This is a genomic window from Methanoregula sp. (genome assembly GCF_041645475.1).
GTDB lineage: Archaea > Halobacteriota > Methanomicrobia > Methanomicrobiales > Methanospirillaceae > Methanoregula.
This window is the reverse complement of record NZ_JBAZQA010000003.1, coordinates 147,054-166,638: the sequence shown is the minus strand read 5'-3', so window position 1 is coordinate 166,638 and position 19,585 is coordinate 147,054. Positions and strand designations below refer to the sequence as shown.

The window sequence follows — 19,585 nt, the reverse complement described above, 5'->3', positions numbered from 1 at the left end:
TTTCCGGTGTCGTCATCCTGTTCATTATTCAAAGTTTTTAAAAAGTGCGTGGATATCCGAGACCGGCCAAAGGAGCGGGATTTAGGGTCCCGTCGCGAAGGCGTTCGCAGGTTCGAATCCTGCTCCACGCATCTGGACACAAACGTTCGAAGCGTTCCGTATTCTTTTTTTTAAGCAGTCATTCCAGAACCTTTTCTATGACTTACCCGGTTGCTCAATTACGTATTGCCGGTTCTCGTTTTCCGGACCGGGACCAACAGGTTAATGATAGTCTATTATTATTCCACTAGTATGAAAGGTCCCGCTGTTCTTCTGCTGTTCATCCTGTTCATCCTGGTACTGCTCGCTGCCGGCTGCACCCAGTCCGGCCCGGAAACAAAAACACCGGGAGTTCCACTGCCGGCCAGCACGGCAAGTCCGGCACCTGCGGATATTGCCATCCAGGCGACCTCTCCGCAAACCGCTGCACCAAGTACCCCAACAGTAACCGTTACCGAAGTTAGGCCCCGCGGAACAATGGATCCGGATTTTGTTGTCGATATCGCGGTTCCGGAAAAGATCGCTCCGGGAACAACGATCTTCCCGGACAACCATAATGCGGCCCGACCCCGGGTCATCGAAGTGAACCGGCTCGGGGAGATTGTATGGGAATATCCCCTCCCCCCAGAACTGATATCCTACACGAACCCGGGATGGGATGTTGAGGTGCTGCCCGGTGGCAATATCCTGATGCTTCTTCCAAGGAACGGGGTGTACGAGATCAACCGGGATAAACAGGTTGTCTGGAAATACCTGGACTCAAAGGTGTCCCACGATGCGGACCGTCTCGCAAATGGCAATACCCTTGTCGCTTTCGGGGCCATGGACACTGCAGCCGATGCGCAGGTAAAAGAGATCGATTCCGCCGGAAAAATTGTCTGGTCCTGGCACGCAAAGGATCTGTTCACCGGCCCTGAATATTCGCAGATCCAGGATGAGGGATGGTCGCATACCAATGCGGTAACCCGGCTGGATTCAGGAAATACGCTCGTCAGCCTGAGGAATTTCAATGTCATCGTGGAAGTCGATCCTTCCGGCAAACTCGTGCGGACAATTGGTAAAGGTCTTCTCGAGGCACAGCACGATCCCCTGGTTCTTGTAAACGGCACACTTTTGCTCATCAACCATGGAAAACCGCATGAGGTGCTGGAGCTCGACCCGGCTACCTCGGCAATCCTGTGGAGGTTCCCGGTAAGAATAGAAACTTCCATACCGGTCCGGGATGCAAACCTGCTCCCAAACGGGAACATTCTCATAACCGAGGCAGACCGGATCGTTGAAGTGACAAAAGACAAACAGGTGGTCTGGCAGTTCCGAATCGTCTCAAATCCGTTTACCGACCGGATGTCCTATGCAAGCAGGGGCTTTTACAAGGCAGAGAGAATTTCTGTATAATCCACTCTTGCCCGGAGAGAATGCGGGATACAAAAACACGAGAGGAAACCTGGAGTTCAGTGCCCCTGAAACCAAAGGGGGCATGAGGATAACCGGAACGGGTATGCCGTGAGGAGGGGACATTTTCGGTATTTTGTTTTTTTACAGCGCGTTTTTACTGCGGACTGAAATGAGCGATGTGCAGCGTATTTTGATGAAAGGTGCCCGCCAGATCATATCGGTAACCGGTGTTTTTTTCATGGATACAATGACCCGGAAGAGAACTTCCGTATCCGGCCTAAGGCAGTTCTCCCGGAACCGGGTATTGAACCCTTGAACCCGGCCGGCAACGAAATACTTTAATCAGGAGAAAGAATAGTGTACTGAAATGGCGAAAAAGGCGAGCAAGAAAACCGAAGAAGAACCGCTCAAGTTATTCTACATCTTTTACAACCAGGAGCGATGGGATAACTGGCTCAAGACCCTCGGGGAAGCGAGCTTCGAGGTTGACCCAAAAAGCGAAGAGCTGCCGGAAGGCTTCCGGATCCTTGACGGATTCTCGGTCGATATCACCCTCTCGGTCCTCAAGATAATCAAGCTCTACCAGAACAACCGGTTCTCCAAGGATGAGACCCTGGACAAGCTCTCCCAGATAGAAGCGATCGTCATGTCCGCACCCCCGAAGGGAGACTTAGAAGAGCTGGTCGAGATCCTCCAGCTCCCAAAACTCGCGCTCTTTGCCGGGTGCCGGAAATACCTTGCCGGGGAATTTGACAAGGATATCAAGACTCTTGTCAAGACCGGCCGCGCCCAGATAGAAAAAGACATGGAACTTGCGCTTGAATCCGCTGCAAATATCGGGGCAAGCGTGATTGAAGGGGCAGCCTGCTGTGGCAAGTATGTCAAGGAAGACCTGGAGAACCCGACACTCTTTGACGAATGGCTTATCGAGTGCGAGCGCATGAACGAGGCCATGACCTCGCTCAAGAACTTCGATGAGTCCACCGGAGAAGACGATTGATCGCTGACCGGGCGCGGTTCCGCAATGCAAAAAAACTGGAGAGACTCGCCGGTTATCGCCTGTCGGAGCTTGCGTTCTCGGGAACCATGCTCGAAACCCTCAGCTCGCACATAAATTACGACGCCCTTGACTATGGTGTGAGGGAACAGATCCTTGCTTTTTTCAACGAGTTCCTCCGCTGTGACTGCCGGGAAGCCCCGCTATGCGGGTGCCCGGAGAAGAAGTTTGCAAGGAAAGTAATAGAACTCCGGGAGAATGGCCTGGACCATCGCCAGATTGCCGTTTTCCTGCTGGATGAATACGGGATCGAGGTCTTCCCGACCGACCTGCTCTCGTTCCTTGAAGAGTCCGTGCATGTGCTCGAAGCCATATCCGATGTGGCCCGGCTCCAGGGAAAAGAAGACCTGGCAAAAAAGACGGACGACCATATTCACCTAATCGAACGGTGAAACCGGCTCTCCCCATATCCGAAGAGTGTTGCAGGGGGGGATAACAATGAGCCAAAGTAAACCGGGTATAACAATGTGTATATCCTAACGATCACACACATACTTTTACCAGTACCTGGCGCCTGTCATGCAACGGGTTTTCCGGTAAAATCGGCTCTGAAATCATGATCTGGCAATATTCTCCCTATGTTATTCCCTTCATTGCCTGCGGGCTGATCCTTGCAATCCTTGGGATCACGGGAGTGCGCAACCGGTCCTGTGTCTGCGCCCGTTCTTTTTCGCTCCTGATGTTTGCGGGAAGTCTCTGGGCGTTCTGCACCGCGCTCGAACTATCGAGTGCCGACCTGCAGACCCAGATGCTGGCAATCCTGATCGAGTATCCGGCCATGGCAATTATTCCGGTAGCCTGGCTGCTGTTTGCCTTTGAGTATACCGGGAATGATGAATGGGTTACCTTAAAAACCGCTGCGCTGCTCTGTATCGTTCCTACGTTTACCGTCCTGATGGTGGCAACAAATCCGTTTCATCATCTCTTCTATTCAACGGTTACGGAAACAATGGTGGACGGTCTCGCGTTCCACGTTATCGCCTACGGGCCGGCCTTCTGGGTTCATGCCCTCTACTCCTATGCTCTCATCTACCTCACGATCCTCCTGATCCTCCAGAGGTTCATGATCTCTCCTTCGGTATACCGCAGGCAGATCGTCACCATCCTTGTCGCAACCTTAATCCCTCTTCTTTTCAATCTCGCACTTGTCCTCAGGGTGGGTCACCTGGGCCTTATCGATCCCACCCCCTTTGCCCTGATGCTATCCGGCTTTATTGTCCTTTTTGGCATGATCCGGTTCCAGCTCTTCGACATAACACCCATTGCAAACGAACAGATCCTGGATAATATCAGCGACGGGGTTATTGTCATCGATATCATGAACCGGGTAATCATTCTCAATTCGCCGGCCGAGCGCTTCCTTGGCACATCGCACAAAAAAGCAATCGGTGTTCCCATTACCGGTATCCTGCCTGATCTTCCGCGGGGATTTTCCGGAGCGGATGGATCCTTAACCGCGGCGGAACAGATTCATGAGATTATCCGGACCATTGCAGGTGAAAAGCGGCATTTCGAGATCCGCTATCTTCCCCTGCGTTCCCGGGGCAGCGGGACAAAGGGCTGCGTTATCATGGTCCGCGACATTACGGGCCAGAAACAGACGGAGCTGGCACTTTCCGCTGCGAGAAAGAAACTTGCGCTGCTCTCGAACGTCACCCGGCACGATATCCTGAACCAGGTAACGGCCCTGCTCCTGAATATCGAGGTTGCCCAGGATGAACAGAACGAACCGGCGATCCGTGCATGGCTGGAAAAACAGGAACGTGCTGTGACTATTATCCGGCACCAGATCGAGTTTGCCCGGGATTACGAGAGCCTGGGTGTCTCTCCACCGCAGTGGATCAATCTGACCCGCAATTTTTATGATCTCCGTTCACGGATGGCAGACCATGGTATTGCACTGGATATCCTTAAAGAAGAGATCGAAGTGTTTGGTGATCCCCTGCTCGAACGGGTCTCGTTTAATTTCGTGGACAATTCTATTCGGCACGGGGGTCATGTCACTGCGATCCGGATCCGGTCTGAGAGAACCGCCGAAGGTCTCATGGTCACGTATGAGGACAACGGGACCGGTATTCCGACTTCCAATAAAGAGAGAATATTCCAGCGCGGGTTTGGCACGGAGAACGGCCTTGGGTTGTTCCTGGTCTGGGAGATCCTGGGGATAACCGGTATGACGATCCGGGAATGCGGTGTGCCGGGGAAAGGGGTCCGGTTCGAGATTCAGATCCCCGCCGGGCAGTTCAGGATTAAACCGTGATTTCGTATCCGGTTTTTTCATTCCGGGGATTCTGGAAACATGTGCACCACCCGGCAGGTATTTCAAATCAGGATCTGCTGAATTTTTTTTTGATCGCGATCACAGGGTGTCAGTTAACCTGCCTACAATCGGATAATTATCCGTTTGTAGGATAATTATCCAACAGCAAATCATTTTTTCCGGCGTGAGCCATCCGGCCGATCAATCAAAGGCTGATTGAAAAAATTCAGGCAGGGGGTTGGGGGGTGGTTGAAATTTTTTTGCCGGAGATCGATTGCAATCGAAAAATCTGTGTTGCTTATGGTGATGCATCCCCCACTCACACGGCTACCTGCAGGAAAAATGTCCCGGAGGAACCATTTCAATACTTCAGACGTTCCTTTGGGCTCCGGTTGCACCCTGCCCGCATTGCGGGCAAGGGCATTCCCTGGTAAATGGTCAGGGACAGTATGGTTTTCCTATACCCTGCACCTTACCGGGCCTCCCGGGCATCCAGCACCACCTTAGCATAGCACCGGGGGCAGCCGACTTTGACCGGCCGTCTGGATCGCTGGAGTGAGAAGAGTCGGTTTCCCATATATGTCCACGTGTGCCCGCAGCGATGGCAGGTGATACGGCAGCTTGTGTAAAGGCATTCCATGATAAGACAACTGACAACGAGGCGTATTAAGAAAGCGCTGGCGAAGGGTGAAAGTGAGAAAACCTCACATTGTGGCAGGGAGTTCGGGATAAGAAATTTCCGCCATGGTTTTTCACGGTTACCATTCCCTGCTGATAAGCGTGCCCCCCTCATCGCGCTGCGACTCGGCCTGCCCGATCAGTTTCCGGAGCATGCAGGGTGAAACAAATTTCCCGCTCATGACGTGAAGCATCCTCCTGCCGGTATCAGGATCCGTCTCTGTGGTCAGGATGAAATCCCTGTTCTCTGCAATCGCCGTTTCGAGTAGTTCTGGCAGCTCACCGGCCAGTGGCTTGCAGTGTTTTTCCCTGCGCTTTTTTGCCGGTGCCATACGGGAGAACTGCGGGTTTTCAAATAATAATGCTTGCGGGAAAGGTGGTACAGAACCGGCAATGCGGGCTGCATCGGGTGTCCGCCCGGCACTTCGTTTGTCATCCCGTTGATCCCCGGAACGATGACGTTCCGGTGCCGTTAAGAACCTGCACGATAATAACCGGTATACCTTCAGGTTGATTCCAGATGCCCTTTGAATGCAGCCAGTGCGGGGAATGTTGCAGCCATCTCGGTCTTGTCCATACCATACGGGAGGAGTACGGGGACTACCGGTATCTTGTCAACAACGAGTATACCGGTGAGAAAACAACGGTTTCCGTTGACCCGGACAAGATTCTGTTGTTTTGTGACCGGAGCATCTTTGCTGATCGCCCTGAGGCCTGCCCGTTCTTCCGGTACAACCGGAATGAGGAAAAAGGGTACTGTACTGTTCACCTGACCCGGCCGGAGATCTGCCGGGACTATGGCTGCTGGCGCATGCTGATCCTTGACAAAGAAGGAAAACGGGCCGGGCGGATCATGTGCCAGAGCTTCCTTGCATCGGAGGATGAGCGGCTGACCCGGCTCTTTGAGGAGCGGATAAACACCCTCTCCGGGCTTACCGATGCTGCATGGGACGAACGGGTTATCCATGAACTGGCCGGAGCAGGCTACACGGTCCTGATGTAGACCGCAACCCTCGCGAGGGTATCTATGGCGAAATTGATTTATGCAGCAACCATTTTTGCCTGGAACTTGGGTCGGACCTTCTCGGAGAAATATTTTCCAATCTCATCGGAATGCATGAGATCCGCAAAGGTTTTTGGAGGAACTCCCAGATACTGGTAAACGAGCTTGGTCTGGAATTCGATCTCCAGAATTTTTGTGCTGCTATCATAGCCAACCGATCGCAGAATCCGGGATTTAACGGGCTGTCTTTCCAGGAGTATCACCAATCTCTTACAAGTGCTCCGGGGAGTTAATGGTTTTTATATGATATGTGCCGCAGGAATCATACTCCGCGGGGATTGCGCACCCGTGATGATCCCGACTCTCCCGGCTTTTGGTGCCGATGCCGCGAGGACACTGTCCTGGGTGCCGCAGGAAGTGATCCCGCAGGCCCGGACATTATCCCCGCAGGTTGACCGTGCCCGGCTCCATATACCTGCCGGCCCCAAGCACCCAGGTCCCGTCAACATCTGTCACGTAACTGATCTTGAGCCGGGTGGTGTTGGTCAGCGGGTTCTCCGTGTAATACTCAACCATCCCGGTGCCGTTCCGTGCGCTGTTGAGGATCGCCTGGATATGGTGAGTCCCCATGGAGTCGGTTTCATTGAACAGGTTTTTTCCTACCTGGTCAGGGCGGTATGGCCATGCCAGCACGGTTCCGTTGTAATCGTCGGCAAAAATATAGAGGCCATTCCTCATAAACGAGCCGTTCGGGTTGTTGAATTCAGCGAGTGCCTTCTCTTTCCCATGGGTTTTTGCATAGGTCTTTGCATCCGCGACAAACTGCCGGAGTTCCTGGTCAATGAGCTTGTCCTCGCGGGTATAGATGCCGGCCCCGATCCAGTACGTGTCATCAACGGGACGCACGTAACTGATCTTATATCTCACGGTAAAATTCTCGGCCGGGTCCGGATACTGGTACATGAGATACCCCCCGCCATCCTGTGCAAGATGGATCTCGGTCCGGGTATAATACCTGCCCGATGAGTCTTTGATGTTATAGAAACTGGTACCAACCAGTTGCGGCTGGTGTGCGAGCGCGAGCGCATTGCCGGTATAATCAAGGGCGTAGATGTACAGATCGCCCCGGGTAAACGGACCGGATTTGTTATTGAACGCTGCAAGAGCTGCATCTTTCCCGTTCTTCCCTGCATAGGCTGCAGCAGAATCCACAAAGTCCTTTATCTCTTGCGAAGTAGAGGGAGTTCCGACTGAAGATGCAAGGGATGGGTCGAGTGGCCCGTAATAAACGCCGGAGCCAAGCCACCAGGTATCATCGACTTTTGCAACATACCCGAGTTTCTTCTCGATTGCGTTGTTGTGCACCGGGTTCTTGTAATAGAACCAGAGATAGCCCGGCCCGTTATTCACGGCATCGATAAAACCCTGGGCATAGAGGTTGCCGAGCGCATCCCGTTCGGTCAGCCGGTTCACGCCGATCTTTTCCGGGCTGACCGGGTGGGCAAGGGTGGTGCTGTTGAAATTGTAGGCATAGATATAGAGCTCGCCCCGGACGAAGGTTCCGTTCGGGTTAGAAAATTCGGCAAGTGCAGCGTCTTTGCCATGGGTTCTTGCGTACGTGACGGCTTCGTTGACAAAGGCCACCAGCGTCTCGTTGGTTGTCACATTGACTGCACCTGCTTTCCCGGAGGACGCGGGAACGGGAGCGGGTATTGTCGTTGACGCCGGCTGGGTGCATCCGGCAGCGACAAGGAGAAGTGTAAGAATAAAAATGAGAATGATAATGGTAATTTTCCGGTTCATGTTTTCAGGTAGTCGATGATTGATAATAAACCGGGATGTTTTTTCTCTGGGCTTCATACGGGCTTTTCTTCCCGCGGGAGGAACCGGTTGACGGCTTATAGCAGTCCGCTTATCAGCAGGCATTTGGGGGAACGGAATATATGCCGGAAGAGTGCCGGTGCTCTCCTAAAAAAAACCTGAAAACAGCAATGCGAGGGATGGGATTCTGGACCTTAAGTGCGATTCGCAAACGGCGGATTTTTGCTGAATTTTGAAACGAAAACTGATTTGAAATTATTTGTCACGCACGATAAATAAATATTTTCCTGAAATCCGTTCAGCAAAAAAATGATAAAAAACGTAGACCGCGCACAGTATCAACTCATTTTTTTCAGAGACCTTACGCTCAACGGGGCTTTGGCCCCTTGCCGCGTGGGCTTCCCCTCAGCTGTACAGGACAAAGCAAGCCGGTCCGCGTAGCGCGTGCGAGTGCGCCGAAGGTGCACGAAGCGTGCGGAGCGGGGCGGCGATCCTCCCCCAGCTGATCGAGAGAGATGAAGACGCTCGGTCATGTTCACTCGTCCTCGCTGATGCTCCGGCTCGCTTCACATCACCTCGCTGTTTTCCGGAGTTTCCTGTTGGTACGATGACGCCCCTGGCTTGTCGCGTTGCTCCGGCGCCAGCGGCTGCCCGGCCCGCTCCTCACACCATGCTTCGCATCGTGTTCGTCGCTGTTGATCGTACTCACGTCGCACGTTCAGTGACTCACTCGCGCGACGCATCAGGGGCTCGGACTCGACGCTGATGCGTCTCGTTACCTTCGCGCCCTGAAGCGGTGCTCGTTCGGGCCACTGCGGCCACGACCCACCGCCCGCTTCGCTCCTCCCGCCCTTGAAAGGGCGGGCAGTTATTAGGATAACCACGGGTAAGGTTTCCGGTTGGGGGTGGGAGGATGCGAGCCGGAACACGGCGACCTTCGCCGTGTCGCGTGAGCATCGGGCGGGCAAGAGGAAGATCAGGGCATCTCAACAGGACCGGCACACGTCAGCGGTCCGGGCGGGAAGAAGGCGAGCCGGATACGGGACCGCAAGAGCGGGCCCGTCGCGTGAGCCTTCGGGGTGGGCCAACCTTTGCCAAGAAAGATAATGCCAGGCGTCGATATTGTACCAACCCGGGCAGGGCCTTTTGATTGGCATCATGGTGTCCCTGTCCGGGCCACCGTTTTTACCAGTGCAGGAGAATTTTTTTCTTTATCCGGTGCAGCCACCAGATCAAACTTTTCCACATCCCAAAAATGGTTGATCGTTTTTTCCGGTACTCCCAGAGTTCGCGCCTGCTGATCATGGGATACCTCATTACTGAGTGGGGATCCCGCTCGGCAGTGGATCGCAGTGCCACGCGATCATATCAAGCCGGTGCCGTTCAGCGATCAGGTTGTCGAGCCCCTCCCATGCAGCCTTATCTGTCCACGACTTGATGATCTCATCGTGCTTGTAGCGGAGATCCTGCGCTTCAGCCGCCAGCATGAATGCCCGGCGCTCTATGACGGGTATCCGGGTTTCGATGCGTTCGAGTTCTTCGAGGATCTTGATCGGCATAGCATCATAAATCGAGGTCATGCCGTCACCTCTTCCGCTGCATCCGTTCCAGTTGCGCCGGTGGGGACCGGGGCAGGAACCCCGATCATAAAATCCGCTGCCTTCTCTGCCCTGCCCGCTGCATACATCACGAGATCCGCATCAGCCTTGATCGCCGTTGCCCAGTTCTGGAGATAGGCTGCCTGATTCTGAACAATAGCTGATGAGTCGATGCCGGTGAGTGCAGCCAGGTATGCGCTCCCTATCTCGGCGACCAGTTCCTCGCGTCCGTAGGTGTCGGAACCGAAGCAGACCGGATCGGTCCGCTTGAACCGGTCGAGCCGTGGCCCGGTGGAGTGGACGCACTCATGAAACATCGTGGCGTAATAGTGCTCGGATGATCTGAACCGGCAGATATCCGGGACTGTGATAATATCCATCTGCGGGAGGAATGCGGCCCGGTCTCCTGCCGTGATTTTTATTGAGTGCCGGCCTGTATAGTCCTGAATGATGGTATCGCATCCGAGCAGGTGAGGATTCTCTTTCAGGTCCGGCAGTTTGTACCCTTTTTCTTTATAGTCCGTCTGTGCGATGTTGAAGACAACGAAGGCTTTCAGGAAACGGATCTGTTTTCTGTTCTCGGTCTCCTCGCCGTTCTTATCAGTCTTCGTCTCGGTCTTGACGGTCCGGCCCGCGTAGATAATCCCGGTGCCGTGCTCGCCCTTCTGTACCTGTAGCCCTGCGGCGAGATACTGGCGATAGGTTGCCCAAAAAGGGAGAGGATAGGGACTGAGTCCGAGAATCAAACGGTTTAGCCCGGTGTATGCCCTGCCGCTGAAAAGGTTTCGCGGGCCGTTCTCGGTCCACGGTTTCAGCCAGGGGATCTTTCCTTCCGAAAGCGCCTTAATGATCCGCTCGTTGATCTGTATTTTCACATCAGCGGCTTTCATGCTGTCGCCCCTGCCGGCTGGGTTGTGGTCATGGGTTGCATCGTCGAGACGTTCGCATATTTCCGCTCGCCCTTGAGCATTCCTTTTACCTGCGCGAGCGGGGAGACGTACTGCACATCATTGATCGAGATCATCACGGCTTTACCGGACCGGGTGATCCATGCCTTCCCGACCGGGGCCGCGTCCGCGTTTTTCATAACGTCCGATATGTCATAGACCGAAGCGGGCCAGTGCTGTTCAAGCTTGTGGACCTCGCTGGTTGGGATAACTGCCTGCATTGTCTTGACATCGATACGGACCGAGCTCTGATAGAGGCGGGCCGCCCCTATGTGCTCGAACTTTACATCATTTTTTGTTGTTGGCATCATGGTGTTTTTCACCATACATCTATCGACGTTAGCACATATAACTCTCCGCCGTGCGCAGGGTGAAAGTAAAAGCGGTGCGTTGTCCGATTTGAGAATCAATCATTTTGCGTAGAATTTAATTTTATTTTTTACGCAAGGCCCGCCCAGGCACACAGCGCGACAGGCCGCTGATGCGTCCCGTAACCGCGCCGTGTGACCATCACCCGCCCTCTCGGTGTTCTGTTGGTACGCGATCGCTTCGGTTGAACCCGCCCGACAAAGCGAGCGACCGTCCGCTGATGCGTCCGGTAACCGTCGCTTTGTCCTCCCTCCCCTGCCCTGAAACCGATCTCCGTTCCTATCGCTATGACTGCCCGTCCCTTTCAAGGGCGGGAGGAGCGAAGCGGGCGGCGGGTCCGGGGCCCAGCGGCCCGAGCGAGCACCGCGACAGGGGCGCGAAGGTAAGGAGCCGCATCAGCGGCGAGTCCGAGCCCCCTGTGCGTCGTGCGAGCGAGTCACTGAGCGTCTGCGTTTTCGCATCAACAGCGACGAACACGATGCGGAGCATGGTGTGAGGAGCGGGCCGGGGCAGCCGCTGGCGCCGGAGCAACGCGACAAGCCAGGGGCGTCATCCTACCAACAGGAAACTCCGGAAAACAGCAAGGTGATGTGAGCGGAACGGGCGTGAGCCCGTGGAGACGAACATGACCGAGCGTCTGCGTGCCAACCGGACCCGATGGTTTCCGCCCTCGGCGTGGTGGGCGGGACTCCTGGGTGGGCGGTCCGGGAGATTATTCCCGCACAGTTACATGCCCGTTACATAAACTACTGCATCATTATGACGAGCAAACGGGATAATCACAGCAATTTGTCCCCCTTTCATCGGCTCCAGTACATATCAGTTACATACATGCAGATCGCCGCCCGCGTCGCACGCTTCGCACGACTTCGCCGTGCTCGCACCGCTCCGCGACCGGCTTCATACTTTCCAGTAATTATGCATAAATCAATAACACACCAACCCGTATCTTGAAAACAGGATTCCAAAAGAGGGAGTACCTGCGCAATGGACAATCTCACTGCACTTATCCGGCAAGGCGAAGGCGAAAACGTGGAATTCAAGGAGCAGTGGAACGACCACGGCCTTGAAGCACTGGCCTCATTCGTCAATACCAAAGGCGGGACACTCCTTATCGGGGTGAGGGATAACGGTACTGTTATCGGCTGGACTGGTGATGACCGGGCACAGCAGGTTATCATTAACCAGATTGTGGAGATCCTCCGGGTCCAGCCAGCGGTCTCTGTCCAGCAGCACAACGATCAGCCTGTCCTTGTTATTGAAGTAAAGCCCGGTACAACCCTCGCCACATGCCGGGGCAGATACTTTCAGCGAATCGGCAACACAACCCGTGAGATCCCGGCTGAGCAGCTCGGGCGGTACTTCATCACAAAACTTGGTATTCAGTGGGACAGCATCGCTGACAACTATACGCTTGAGCAGATTGATCCCGCAGCAATCAAACGCTTCCTCGAACTTGCAAAAAACCGGCTCCCTTTTGCCCGCGATGATGAATCTGTTGAGAACCTCCTTCAAAAACTCGAGTTAATCCGGGACGGAAAAATTACCCGTGGTGCGATACTGTTGTTCGGGAAAAACCCGCAGGCATCGTTCACCTCTGCCCAGATTCATATGGGCAGGTTCAAGGACGCTATTACCATCATCGATGATAAAATACTGAAAGGCAACCTTTTCGCGCAGGTTGATGCAGCAGTGCAACTCTTCCAGCAATATATTCAGGTCCGGTATGAATTCGGCGAAAAGCCGGAAAAAACGGAGCCGCTGTCTGCAATGCAACGAACCGAGATCTGGGATTACCCGATCAAAGCCCTGCGTGAAGCGGTGATCAATGCGCTTATCCACCGTGATTATTTCCAGACCGGCGCCGAGATCCAGATCCGCGTCTATGATGACCATGTGATTATTACGAACCCCGGTGGGCTTACGGGAGGGATGACGGTCGATGAACTCCGGCAGGAGGGCCATCGTTCACTGCCACGGAATACACTGCTCGCCCAGGTCTTTTATTATGGTGAATTGCTGGAGAAGTGGGGCACGGGGACAAGCCGCATGATTACCCTCTGTCAGAACCACGGGATTCCCGAGCCGGAGTTTTCTGCACATCCGGATTGGTTCAGCGTGACCTTTGACAAAAATTTCTACACGGATGAGCGACTCCTCGCACTGGGACTTTCCGACCGGCAGGTTCAGGCCGTGCGGTATGTCAGAGAGCAGGGCGTAATCACGAACAAAGCGTATCGGGAACTTACCGGTGCAATTGATCGGACTGCTCTCCGGGACCTGAATGATCTTTGCACGAAAGGGATTTTCCTGAAACGGGATAAGAAGGGCAGGGCCACTGAGTATGTCCTGGTGAAAAAGAATCCCGACAATCCCGACATTAGCCCGACATAATCCCGACAATCCCGACATTTTCTGACGGTTATTGAATTTCCCTGTTTTTAAAAATCCTCTTTTAAAAACCATCCGGGTTTCTCAAATTTCACACCCCGTATATTGCGCGTATTGCGCGAAAATTGCGTGCAATTTCTTTCTGACATTTCCCGGATGATGGTTGACTCAAAGCTGGTATCACCGTCAATTTTTCCCTATTCGACCAGAATGCATTTAATGTTATAATAATAACGCGATTGAAGCAATTCGAAGAATCCTTGCGGATTCTTCTCTTGTCTTATCCCTTTGGGATTCAAAACTCGGAAACGGAGTGACCAATGTTAACGAAAACCATTCAGTTATTCACCGAGAAGGAAGAAGAGTTTGTCAACCTCCTCATCGAGATTGGCACAAAGAGAACGATCGCAAAGGCGCTGGTGTTCCTTGCAAATACCAAGGAAGCAACATCCCGGGATCTCGAACGCGGGACCGACCTGCGCCAGCCGGAAGTCAGCACAGCGATAAAATACCTGGAGAAACAGGGTTGGATCAAAAGCTGGAAAACACCATCTGATAAAAAAGGCCGCCCGGTCTGGAACTACGCACTGGCAGTACCGGTCCCGGAGATCATGACCAGCATTGAGAAGCAGAAAAAGACTGAGGCTAACAATCAGCTCGCTCTCATCAGAAAGATGCGAAGTTACATCTGATTGGAATTACGGGAAATTCCTGTTTTCCGTCCTTCCCTCATATTTCCCCTATTTTTTGAAACCTCCGTCGGAAAAATCGACCTTCATAATCGCGTTCCGGTGGCCTTTTCGGGGCTCGGATGGGGTAAAATAGGTGGCAAAACCCGGCACGGTTTAAGGGCCTTTGGTGGCGGTTATACGAGGTGCGATTCTGCCGTATTTTGGCAAACGGAGCGTAATTTAAGGATATTCTCCACAGGAACTAAAAAAGAGGATAATCCGGGCTTTTACGGTAGTGGGCCGGAGGTAGAGACAGGAAAAGGAGCCCGTATAGGGCTTATTTTAAAGGGTTATTGAGTGTGCAAAGAAGGGAGATGATCTGGTTAAGACTATCAGGGCCGAACTTCCTCATTTATGTGTTTATTTTTCCCGGATCATTTAATTAAGAGTTACTCCAAAAATTGAAAAGTTTCTCACACCCAAAAAAAACGATTATCCTAAATTTAAAACCTCATTCCCTTCAATTAACACAATCATTTCGTATAATTTTTATGTAGTTAATGAATTAGGTACAACCATGAGTCATTTACGACTGTTTTTCTTTTCAATAATGCTCTTCCTGATTTGCGCAACAACTCTGGTTTCTGCAGAATGTTCCATCTCATCAGTTACAGTCAATCCCTCGGGAACGGTAACATCTGGGACACAACTGACAGTTAAGTATGATATCAACTGCCCTAAGGTAAATGGACAAATGTATTCGGGCGATTCAATCAAGATGACAACTGATCTTGCAAATCCACAGTGGAGTATAATGACTTATGTTGATGATCATCCTGCATCGACCGAACCTGAAATATCCACAGGTAAAAATCGGAATGTTGGTCAATTCCAATTGGATTGGCCAGCTGCTAAACAAGGCGCAATTTGTAGTATTACATTAACTGGGTCAGTTCCTTCCGATCCAAATCCAAGTCAAAAATTACTACAAATTTCCCAAAACGATACTTATGGTAACATAATTCCATATATGAGTTCTGTAACTGAAATGCCCGTTGCACCAATAACAACTATCGCAACAACCAAAACGGTTGTAACGCCCAATCCTACAACAGAAGTAACTAAAATTCTGACGACAATCTCCACAACAGAGCCAACACCTGAAACCACAACAATCCCGCTCACTTCAATGTATACTTCCACTCCTACTAAAAAATCAACAACAAAAGTCATCCCCACACAATGGCCGACAAACACACCGACGCCTGAATCACCAACTGAAGTTGCAGTTAGTATATTTGCTCTTGGTATTGCTGGACTGGTGCTGATTGTAAAACGATAATCCCCTTTTCAAATTAGCAATACATACATTTCAAAAAAATTACATCCCAGATATTGATTTAGGAATTCATAACTTTGAAAAATTCTTCGATGAACGAGTGAGACTCATCAAGGAAGAATTTAAGAAAAAAATCAGTGTTTTATTATCATAACTATCTCATTTCTCTTTTTACATCCCCACCCCTGTAAGCATCCCAACAATCTGCTGAGCTGTTGCCGGGTCCAGGACCTGAGCCAGGACCAGCCCAGCCATCGAGATAAACAGGGTCCAGAAAACTTTCTTGACCTGCTCGTTCTTCCCGAACGCCTCGATCGCTGCATCGGTATCTGCCTTCATCGCCTGCTGAATCAGCTTTGGCAGGAACACGAAGAGCGGCAGGAACAGGACCGCTGCCCCGATGAACGCAAGGGAGATCGCCGTCCGGCCTGCCATGAAGATCCCGAACGGAACCGCAAACAACCCGGCCAGGATCGCGGCCATCCCGACCTCGCCGAACCAGAAGTAATGCCGCTTCTCGGCATAGGTCAGCCGCTCGATATCTGTCAGCTCAGACAGATCGAAGATGCCGAGAGTGTTCAGCATCCCGTACCAGACCGCGTGCGTCTCTTCCGGATCGGCGACGAGCCCAAGGAAGAGGATTGCGATCGGTACGATGAGCAGGAGAAGGGGAAGCTGGGCCAGCAGCAGGACCAGCCCGAGCAGGATCCCGGTCCCGCAGATGGCGCACCGGGTCTGCATCTCGTTCTCAAACATCACGGTCCTCCGCGATCCTGATCTCGAAGACCGGGCTGGTATATCCACCATTTGCCGGACTGAAATCCCGGACCCGGCCCATCTGGGCAAACTTGCGCCGACCCGTGCGGATCTGGACCGTGTGGATGCCCGGGGCCCGGGGGAACACCCGTCGCCCGTCCACATCCCGCATGTCCATATACGGCGGGATGTCGAACCAGTCCGGCCAGAACCGGACCCCTCGCGGGATATCGGTTCCCCGGTACAGGTCCTGCAGGCGCTGGGGTGACATGTTGTCGTAGATCACATCGATGATCAGGTTCTCATCATCCTGCTCCGGGTGCAGGTCCAGTTCATAGAAGATTGGATTACGCCGCACCTCATCGCGGGTGAGCGGTATATCCGGTGTGAGCGGTTCAAGACCGCCAAACTTTCCCCGGTACAGCCCGGTCACCGTTGCGACCGGCTTCATCACGTTATCAGCTTCCATGATACTCCTCCTTGTAGCATTCGTGCTCGTCCCGGAGTTTCTTGAACTCCTCGACGATCTCATCATATTTGCCGATCTTCTGATAGATGGCAAACAACATGGGATAGAGCGGGAGAACGGTCCCGAGCACAATCCCTAAAACTTCAATTTCCATGGCGGTCCTCCGCAAAAGTGACGAGAGGACCAAAAAGAGAGGGGACCGGAGGTCTCCTCCCCTCCGGGTCGTTTCGTCAAAACAGTTCTAGGCGAGAGCTGCCACAGTGTCCGCCCAGGTCTCGACATTCGTCCGGATTGCGTCATCCGAGTACGAGGTGATGGTGACCCGGTCGCGGCTGAAGTTCACCATATAGAGCTCACCGTTCGCATCATGGCATCTCAGGGTCGCAGAGAATGCGTCCTTCCCGAGATCATGGACCACAGACCCGCCGTGGGCCGTGCTGACCGCAGCGGCAGCGAGCAGTGCGGTCACACCGGCGTTGAACTTTGCCAGCGTGTCGAACTTGTGGCTGCCCGTGCCAACGGTCTTGGCATCGGTGTCCTGATAGACGAGTTTCGCGGTGTATGCCTCCTTGGTCTTCTCGACCGGGGGGTGGCTCTGACCGGCAGTCATATACGCTACACACTCAAAGGGATTGTCGGTAATGACCGACTGGACGATCGTGTTGAACGTCGCAACATCCACAATGGGTTCAGCAAGGGTGCGGGTTGCACTCTTGACATTTGCACTCTGTACGAAATCTGCCATTGTTCTCTTTGGCTCCCGCCCTTGGGCCCTTGGGCTGAATATTACTCTATAGGACGGGGGGCTTAGGTTTTACTGAAGGGAGGGAGAGAGAGCGATACATGTTTACAATCAGAATCGGGGACAACCATTAAGGGGAAAAAAATCCAATTCGGCAGACCGTGTCTGCCCAATTTGTAAGGGGCAACAAAGGGGATTATTTGGGCACAACCCACACCGCTCCGATACCGCCAAATGCGCTCTCGAACCGCTTCGGCTCATCCCCGACATAGAACAGTGCCGGTGAAAACGTCGGTCCGGGACCCGCTTCTCCGGAAGGACAGGCAAACCGGATTCGGGAGGATGGAAAACACACCCGGCATGATATCGCCGTCAGTGTCTTCCATGCTGCGGTCTCGGTCGCTGCCTTCCATAACACAACCGCTTCTGTGGTCCGGCCTACGGACCGCTCCTGGAATAATTTCGAAAACCATCGCTCAACACCGGGTCCGAATGGCGGGTTGAGAAAGACCCGACCATTCCACAGTTGTAAAAGCCCGTTGTCCTGAGCTGTATAATGCCTCGCTGCCGGCACGTTCGGAATCTCCCGGCTATTGCTGGCCGGGTCAAGATCGATCGCGCCTATGCAGGCGATCACTGCATCGATGATGTACTGCGGAGTGTAATGCTCCGTGCTTTCGTGCGAGAGAAGAGCTGGCGGGACAGTCATCGGATGATATGATCTGTAAAATTGGGTGGATAGGTATTGCTGAATGGAAAATAAATGAATAAATTCAAAAGAAATTTTCAGGAGGAATGTAAATAATCCCAGAGCAGGGAGATATTACATACGAAATTTCTGATGCAGACAGGAATGGTGATGTTGTGAGCAATCTGTTTTTAGTCATTTATCATGTCCAAACAAACATATCCCTAACTGGACCGATTAAATTTCAGCAAGATAACATTGAAATTAAAATTTCGGAAGATCCTTCTTACAACGACGATACCTGTAGCGGATGGCTATCAAAATTAATTGTTAAAATTAAAATTTCCGACGAAAAAATTGAAGACGCAGTTACTAAGGCTTTCGAATATGTGGATGGCGTTGTGGGATTACTTTCTTTTCAAACAGGAGTAACGATTGATTTTCCCATTTTTGATAGAGCTATCGATATATCTGAAGAAACAAAAGACAGGCCATTTATCCAGAACATCCGTGTTCCGTACAATTTGGGAACCAAACGATCCTTGAATTTAGATGAATTCCAAGTGTTTTTTCAACATCTTAATAGGACAGATATCCCGCATATTTTGAATCATCCTCATCGGATTGAACGAGCTATCCGATGGTACAGAAAAGGAATTGCAGAAAACGATCCTATCTCTCGATTCACTCAATTGTGGACCGGATTAGAAGTCTTAAATCCCATTATTTCTGAAAAACATCGCGATGATATTGTTGGAGACACACAATTTTACCTACCTGATAAGCCTACCAAGCTAATCCAATTAAATGGATTGAAATTCTTTTTTGTAAAAAGGATGAATCAAACACAGGATTTTTGGAAAGAATGCGTAGGGGTTAGGAAAGATATCCTACATGGACTCAAATCAATAGACGAAATCAAGGAAACTGCAAGAAAAAATATTCCAATTGTTGAAGAAGCACTTCAAAAAGCAGTATTAGATTGCCTGAATATTCCCGCAGAAGAAATTGAGACCTTGTTCCACAAATCCTATCATTCATCGGGAGATGCTAAAAATCGTTTTTCAGTGATATTAACAAATTCTCCTTTAAGTTCAATTAATGAAGATTTACTGCCGTTTTTCGACGTAACGCATTCTTTAAAAAGAGAGGAAAAAAATGAGGATGAGACTGAGATCGAATTGCGTGCTCAGTTTAAATTAAAAAATTATGAGGGATCTTTTCGTCCTCTGTATTCTGAATTGTACGGAAAAATCGATCCGGAAAAAAATCAGAGGGAAATCTCATCATCATCGAGCATCAAAAAAGATCGAATTGGTCGGTTTTTTTCCTGGATAAGAAAATTTACCGACCGTTGATCAA

23 protein-coding genes and 1 tRNA gene are annotated in these 19,585 nt (G+C 51.9%); 11 read left to right on the top strand and 13 right to left on the bottom strand.

Annotation, left to right across the window (positions count from 1 at the left end; genetic code table 11):
* The first annotated feature begins 46 nt into the window (after positions 1 to 46).
* The 5 genes from WC598_RS04160 (at position 47) to WC598_RS04140 (ending at position 4,751) form a co-directional block, all read left to right on the top strand.
* A tRNA-Leu gene (locus tag WC598_RS04160) sits at positions 47 to 131 on the top strand.
* A 160-nt stretch (positions 132 to 291) separates the two neighbouring features.
* On the top strand, positions 292 to 1,434 hold the full coding sequence (locus WC598_RS04155; protein ID WP_372960208.1) for an aryl-sulfate sulfotransferase: 1,143 nt from the start codon (positions 292 to 294) through the stop codon (positions 1,432 to 1,434).
* Positions 1,435 to 1,801: 367 nt separating this feature from the next.
* Entirely contained in the window at positions 1,802 to 2,434 is a 633-nt protein-coding gene (locus WC598_RS04150) for a DUF2150 family protein (RefSeq protein ID WP_372960207.1), read from the top strand.
* Entirely contained in the window at positions 2,431 to 2,883 is a 453-nt protein-coding gene (locus WC598_RS04145) for a DUF5814 domain-containing protein (RefSeq protein ID WP_372960206.1), read from the top strand. Before WC598_RS04150 ends, WC598_RS04145 begins: the two co-directional genes overlap by 4 nt.
* Before the next feature lie 164 nt (positions 2,884 to 3,047).
* A complete protein-coding gene (locus WC598_RS04140; protein WP_372960205.1) occupies positions 3,048 to 4,751 on the top strand; it encodes a histidine kinase N-terminal 7TM domain-containing protein in 1,704 nt (567 codons plus the stop codon).
* Between the two features lie 472 nt (positions 4,752 to 5,223).
* Here WC598_RS04140 and WC598_RS04135 read toward each other — a convergent pair whose 3' ends face one another.
* A complete protein-coding gene (locus WC598_RS04135; protein WP_372960204.1) occupies positions 5,224 to 5,391 on the bottom strand; it encodes a hypothetical protein in 168 nt (55 codons plus the stop codon).
* Between the two features lie 118 nt (positions 5,392 to 5,509).
* Positions 5,510 to 5,761 (bottom strand): hypothetical protein, encoded by a 252-nt coding sequence (locus tag WC598_RS04130; protein ID WP_372960203.1) that lies wholly within the window; start codon positions 5,759 to 5,761, stop codon positions 5,510 to 5,512.
* Positions 5,762 to 5,949: 188 nt separating this feature from the next.
* Between WC598_RS04130 and WC598_RS04125 the strand changes: the two genes are divergently transcribed.
* Entirely contained in the window at positions 5,950 to 6,432 is a 483-nt protein-coding gene (locus WC598_RS04125; protein WP_372960202.1) for a YkgJ family cysteine cluster protein, read from the top strand.
* A gap of 38 nt (positions 6,433 to 6,470) precedes the next feature.
* Here WC598_RS04125 and WC598_RS04120 read toward each other — a convergent pair whose 3' ends face one another.
* The 6 genes from WC598_RS04120 to WC598_RS04095 all read right to left on the bottom strand — a co-directional run bounded on the left by WC598_RS04120 (position 6,471) and on the right by WC598_RS04095 (position 11,109).
* On the bottom strand, positions 6,471 to 6,695 hold the full coding sequence (locus WC598_RS04120; protein ID WP_372960201.1) for a KTSC domain-containing protein: 225 nt from the start codon (positions 6,693 to 6,695) through the stop codon (positions 6,471 to 6,473).
* Between the two features lie 175 nt (positions 6,696 to 6,870).
* Positions 6,871 to 8,235 carry a cache domain-containing protein gene (locus tag WC598_RS04115; protein ID WP_372960200.1) on the bottom strand — a complete coding sequence of 455 codons (1,365 nt, stop codon included), beginning with the start codon at positions 8,233 to 8,235 and terminating at the stop codon, positions 6,871 to 6,873.
* Positions 8,236 to 8,824: 589 nt separating this feature from the next.
* A complete protein-coding gene (locus tag WC598_RS04110; RefSeq protein WP_372960199.1) occupies positions 8,825 to 8,962 on the bottom strand; it encodes a hypothetical protein in 138 nt (45 codons plus the stop codon).
* A gap of 607 nt (positions 8,963 to 9,569) precedes the next feature.
* A complete protein-coding gene (locus WC598_RS04105; protein WP_372960198.1) occupies positions 9,570 to 9,833 on the bottom strand; it encodes a hypothetical protein in 264 nt (87 codons plus the stop codon).
* Positions 9,830 to 10,741 carry an ArdC family protein gene (locus WC598_RS04100; protein WP_372960197.1) on the bottom strand — a complete coding sequence of 304 codons (912 nt, stop codon included), beginning with the start codon at positions 10,739 to 10,741 and terminating at the stop codon, positions 9,830 to 9,832. The genes WC598_RS04105 and WC598_RS04100 overlap by 4 nt, the downstream gene beginning before the upstream one ends.
* Positions 10,738 to 11,109: a hypothetical protein gene (locus WC598_RS04095; RefSeq protein ID WP_372960196.1), complete on the bottom strand. Its 372-nt coding sequence runs from the start codon at positions 11,107 to 11,109 to the stop codon at positions 10,738 to 10,740. The genes WC598_RS04100 and WC598_RS04095 overlap by 4 nt, the downstream gene beginning before the upstream one ends.
* A gap of 1,045 nt (positions 11,110 to 12,154) precedes the next feature.
* Between WC598_RS04095 and WC598_RS04090 the strand changes: the two genes are divergently transcribed.
* The 4 genes from WC598_RS04090 to WC598_RS04075 all read left to right on the top strand — a co-directional run bounded on the left by WC598_RS04090 (position 12,155) and on the right by WC598_RS04075 (position 15,571).
* Positions 12,155 to 13,561 (top strand): ATP-binding protein, encoded by a 1,407-nt coding sequence (locus WC598_RS04090; protein WP_372960195.1) that lies wholly within the window; start codon positions 12,155 to 12,157, stop codon positions 13,559 to 13,561.
* Between the two features lie 317 nt (positions 13,562 to 13,878).
* Complete coding sequence (locus tag WC598_RS04085; protein WP_372960194.1) at positions 13,879 to 14,250, top strand: MarR family transcriptional regulator; 372 nt, start codon at positions 13,879 to 13,881, stop codon at positions 14,248 to 14,250.
* Positions 14,251 to 14,586, top strand: a complete 336-nt coding sequence (locus WC598_RS04080) for a hypothetical protein (protein ID WP_372960193.1) — start codon at positions 14,251 to 14,253, stop codon at positions 14,584 to 14,586.
* Positions 14,587 to 14,806: 220 nt separating this feature from the next.
* Positions 14,807 to 15,571: a hypothetical protein gene (locus WC598_RS04075; RefSeq protein ID WP_372960192.1), complete on the top strand. Its 765-nt coding sequence runs from the start codon at positions 14,807 to 14,809 to the stop codon at positions 15,569 to 15,571.
* A 168-nt stretch (positions 15,572 to 15,739) separates the two neighbouring features.
* Here the strand turns inward: WC598_RS04075 and WC598_RS04070 are convergent, their stop codons facing one another.
* The 5 genes from WC598_RS04070 to WC598_RS04050 all read right to left on the bottom strand — a co-directional run bounded on the left by WC598_RS04070 (position 15,740) and on the right by WC598_RS04050 (position 18,244).
* Positions 15,740 to 16,324 (bottom strand): hypothetical protein, encoded by a 585-nt coding sequence (locus WC598_RS04070; RefSeq protein WP_372960191.1) that lies wholly within the window; start codon positions 16,322 to 16,324, stop codon positions 15,740 to 15,742.
* On the bottom strand, positions 16,317 to 16,793 hold the full coding sequence (locus tag WC598_RS04065; protein ID WP_372960190.1) for a hypothetical protein: 477 nt from the start codon (positions 16,791 to 16,793) through the stop codon (positions 16,317 to 16,319). The genes WC598_RS04070 and WC598_RS04065 overlap by 8 nt, the downstream gene beginning before the upstream one ends.
* Positions 16,783 to 16,947 carry a hypothetical protein gene (locus WC598_RS04060; protein WP_321504671.1) on the bottom strand — a complete coding sequence of 55 codons (165 nt, stop codon included), beginning with the start codon at positions 16,945 to 16,947 and terminating at the stop codon, positions 16,783 to 16,785. The genes WC598_RS04065 and WC598_RS04060 overlap by 11 nt, the downstream gene beginning before the upstream one ends.
* A gap of 87 nt (positions 16,948 to 17,034) precedes the next feature.
* Complete coding sequence (locus tag WC598_RS04055; RefSeq protein ID WP_372960189.1) at positions 17,035 to 17,538, bottom strand: hypothetical protein; 504 nt, start codon at positions 17,536 to 17,538, stop codon at positions 17,035 to 17,037.
* A 193-nt stretch (positions 17,539 to 17,731) separates the two neighbouring features.
* Entirely contained in the window at positions 17,732 to 18,244 is a 513-nt protein-coding gene (locus tag WC598_RS04050; RefSeq protein WP_372960188.1) for a DNA N-6-adenine-methyltransferase, read from the bottom strand.
* Positions 18,245 to 18,399: 155 nt separating this feature from the next.
* Between WC598_RS04050 and WC598_RS04045 the strand changes: the two genes are divergently transcribed.
* The gene (locus WC598_RS04045; RefSeq protein ID WP_372960187.1) at positions 18,400 to 19,581 is read left to right on the top strand and encodes a hypothetical protein; all 1,182 of its coding nucleotides are present in this window, start codon (positions 18,400 to 18,402) and stop codon (positions 19,579 to 19,581) included.
* The last annotated feature ends 4 nt before the right edge of the window (positions 19,582 to 19,585 follow it).

Coding starts and splice junctions, on each gene's coding strand:
- WC598_RS04090 (WP_372960195.1), top strand. CDS start 12,155: ATGGACAATCTCACTGCACTTATCCGGCAAGGCGAAGGCGAAAACGTG.
- WC598_RS04065 (WP_372960190.1), bottom strand. CDS start 16,793: ATGGAAGCTGATAACGTGATGAAGCCGGTCGCAACGGTGACCGGGCTG.
- WC598_RS04135 (WP_372960204.1), bottom strand. CDS start 5,391: ATGGAATGCCTTTACACAAGCTGCCGTATCACCTGCCATCGCTGCGGG.
- WC598_RS04140 (WP_372960205.1), top strand. CDS start 3,048: ATGATCTGGCAATATTCTCCCTATGTTATTCCCTTCATTGCCTGCGGG.
- WC598_RS04095 (WP_372960196.1), bottom strand. CDS start 11,109: ATGATGCCAACAACAAAAAATGATGTAAAGTTCGAGCACATAGGGGCG.
- WC598_RS04070 (WP_372960191.1), bottom strand. CDS start 16,324: ATGTTTGAGAACGAGATGCAGACCCGGTGCGCCATCTGCGGGACCGGG.
- WC598_RS04125 (WP_372960202.1), top strand. CDS start 5,950: ATGCCCTTTGAATGCAGCCAGTGCGGGGAATGTTGCAGCCATCTCGGT.
- WC598_RS04155 (WP_372960208.1), top strand. CDS start 292: ATGAAAGGTCCCGCTGTTCTTCTGCTGTTCATCCTGTTCATCCTGGTA.
- WC598_RS04100 (WP_372960197.1), bottom strand. CDS start 10,741: ATGAAAGCCGCTGATGTGAAAATACAGATCAACGAGCGGATCATTAAG.
- WC598_RS04055 (WP_372960189.1), bottom strand. CDS start 17,538: ATGGCAGATTTCGTACAGAGTGCAAATGTCAAGAGTGCAACCCGCACC.
- WC598_RS04115 (WP_372960200.1), bottom strand. CDS start 8,235: ATGAACCGGAAAATTACCATTATCATTCTCATTTTTATTCTTACACTT.
- WC598_RS04060 (WP_321504671.1), bottom strand. CDS start 16,947: ATGGAAATTGAAGTTTTAGGGATTGTGCTCGGGACCGTTCTCCCGCTC.
- WC598_RS04130 (WP_372960203.1), bottom strand. CDS start 5,761: ATGGCACCGGCAAAAAAGCGCAGGGAAAAACACTGCAAGCCACTGGCC.
- WC598_RS04105 (WP_372960198.1), bottom strand. CDS start 9,833: ATGACCTCGATTTATGATGCTATGCCGATCAAGATCCTCGAAGAACTC.
- WC598_RS04150 (WP_372960207.1), top strand. CDS start 1,802: ATGGCGAAAAAGGCGAGCAAGAAAACCGAAGAAGAACCGCTCAAGTTA.
- WC598_RS04075 (WP_372960192.1), top strand. CDS start 14,807: ATGAGTCATTTACGACTGTTTTTCTTTTCAATAATGCTCTTCCTGATT.
- WC598_RS04050 (WP_372960188.1), bottom strand. CDS start 18,244: ATGACTGTCCCGCCAGCTCTTCTCTCGCACGAAAGCACGGAGCATTAC.
- WC598_RS04085 (WP_372960194.1), top strand. CDS start 13,879: ATGTTAACGAAAACCATTCAGTTATTCACCGAGAAGGAAGAAGAGTTT.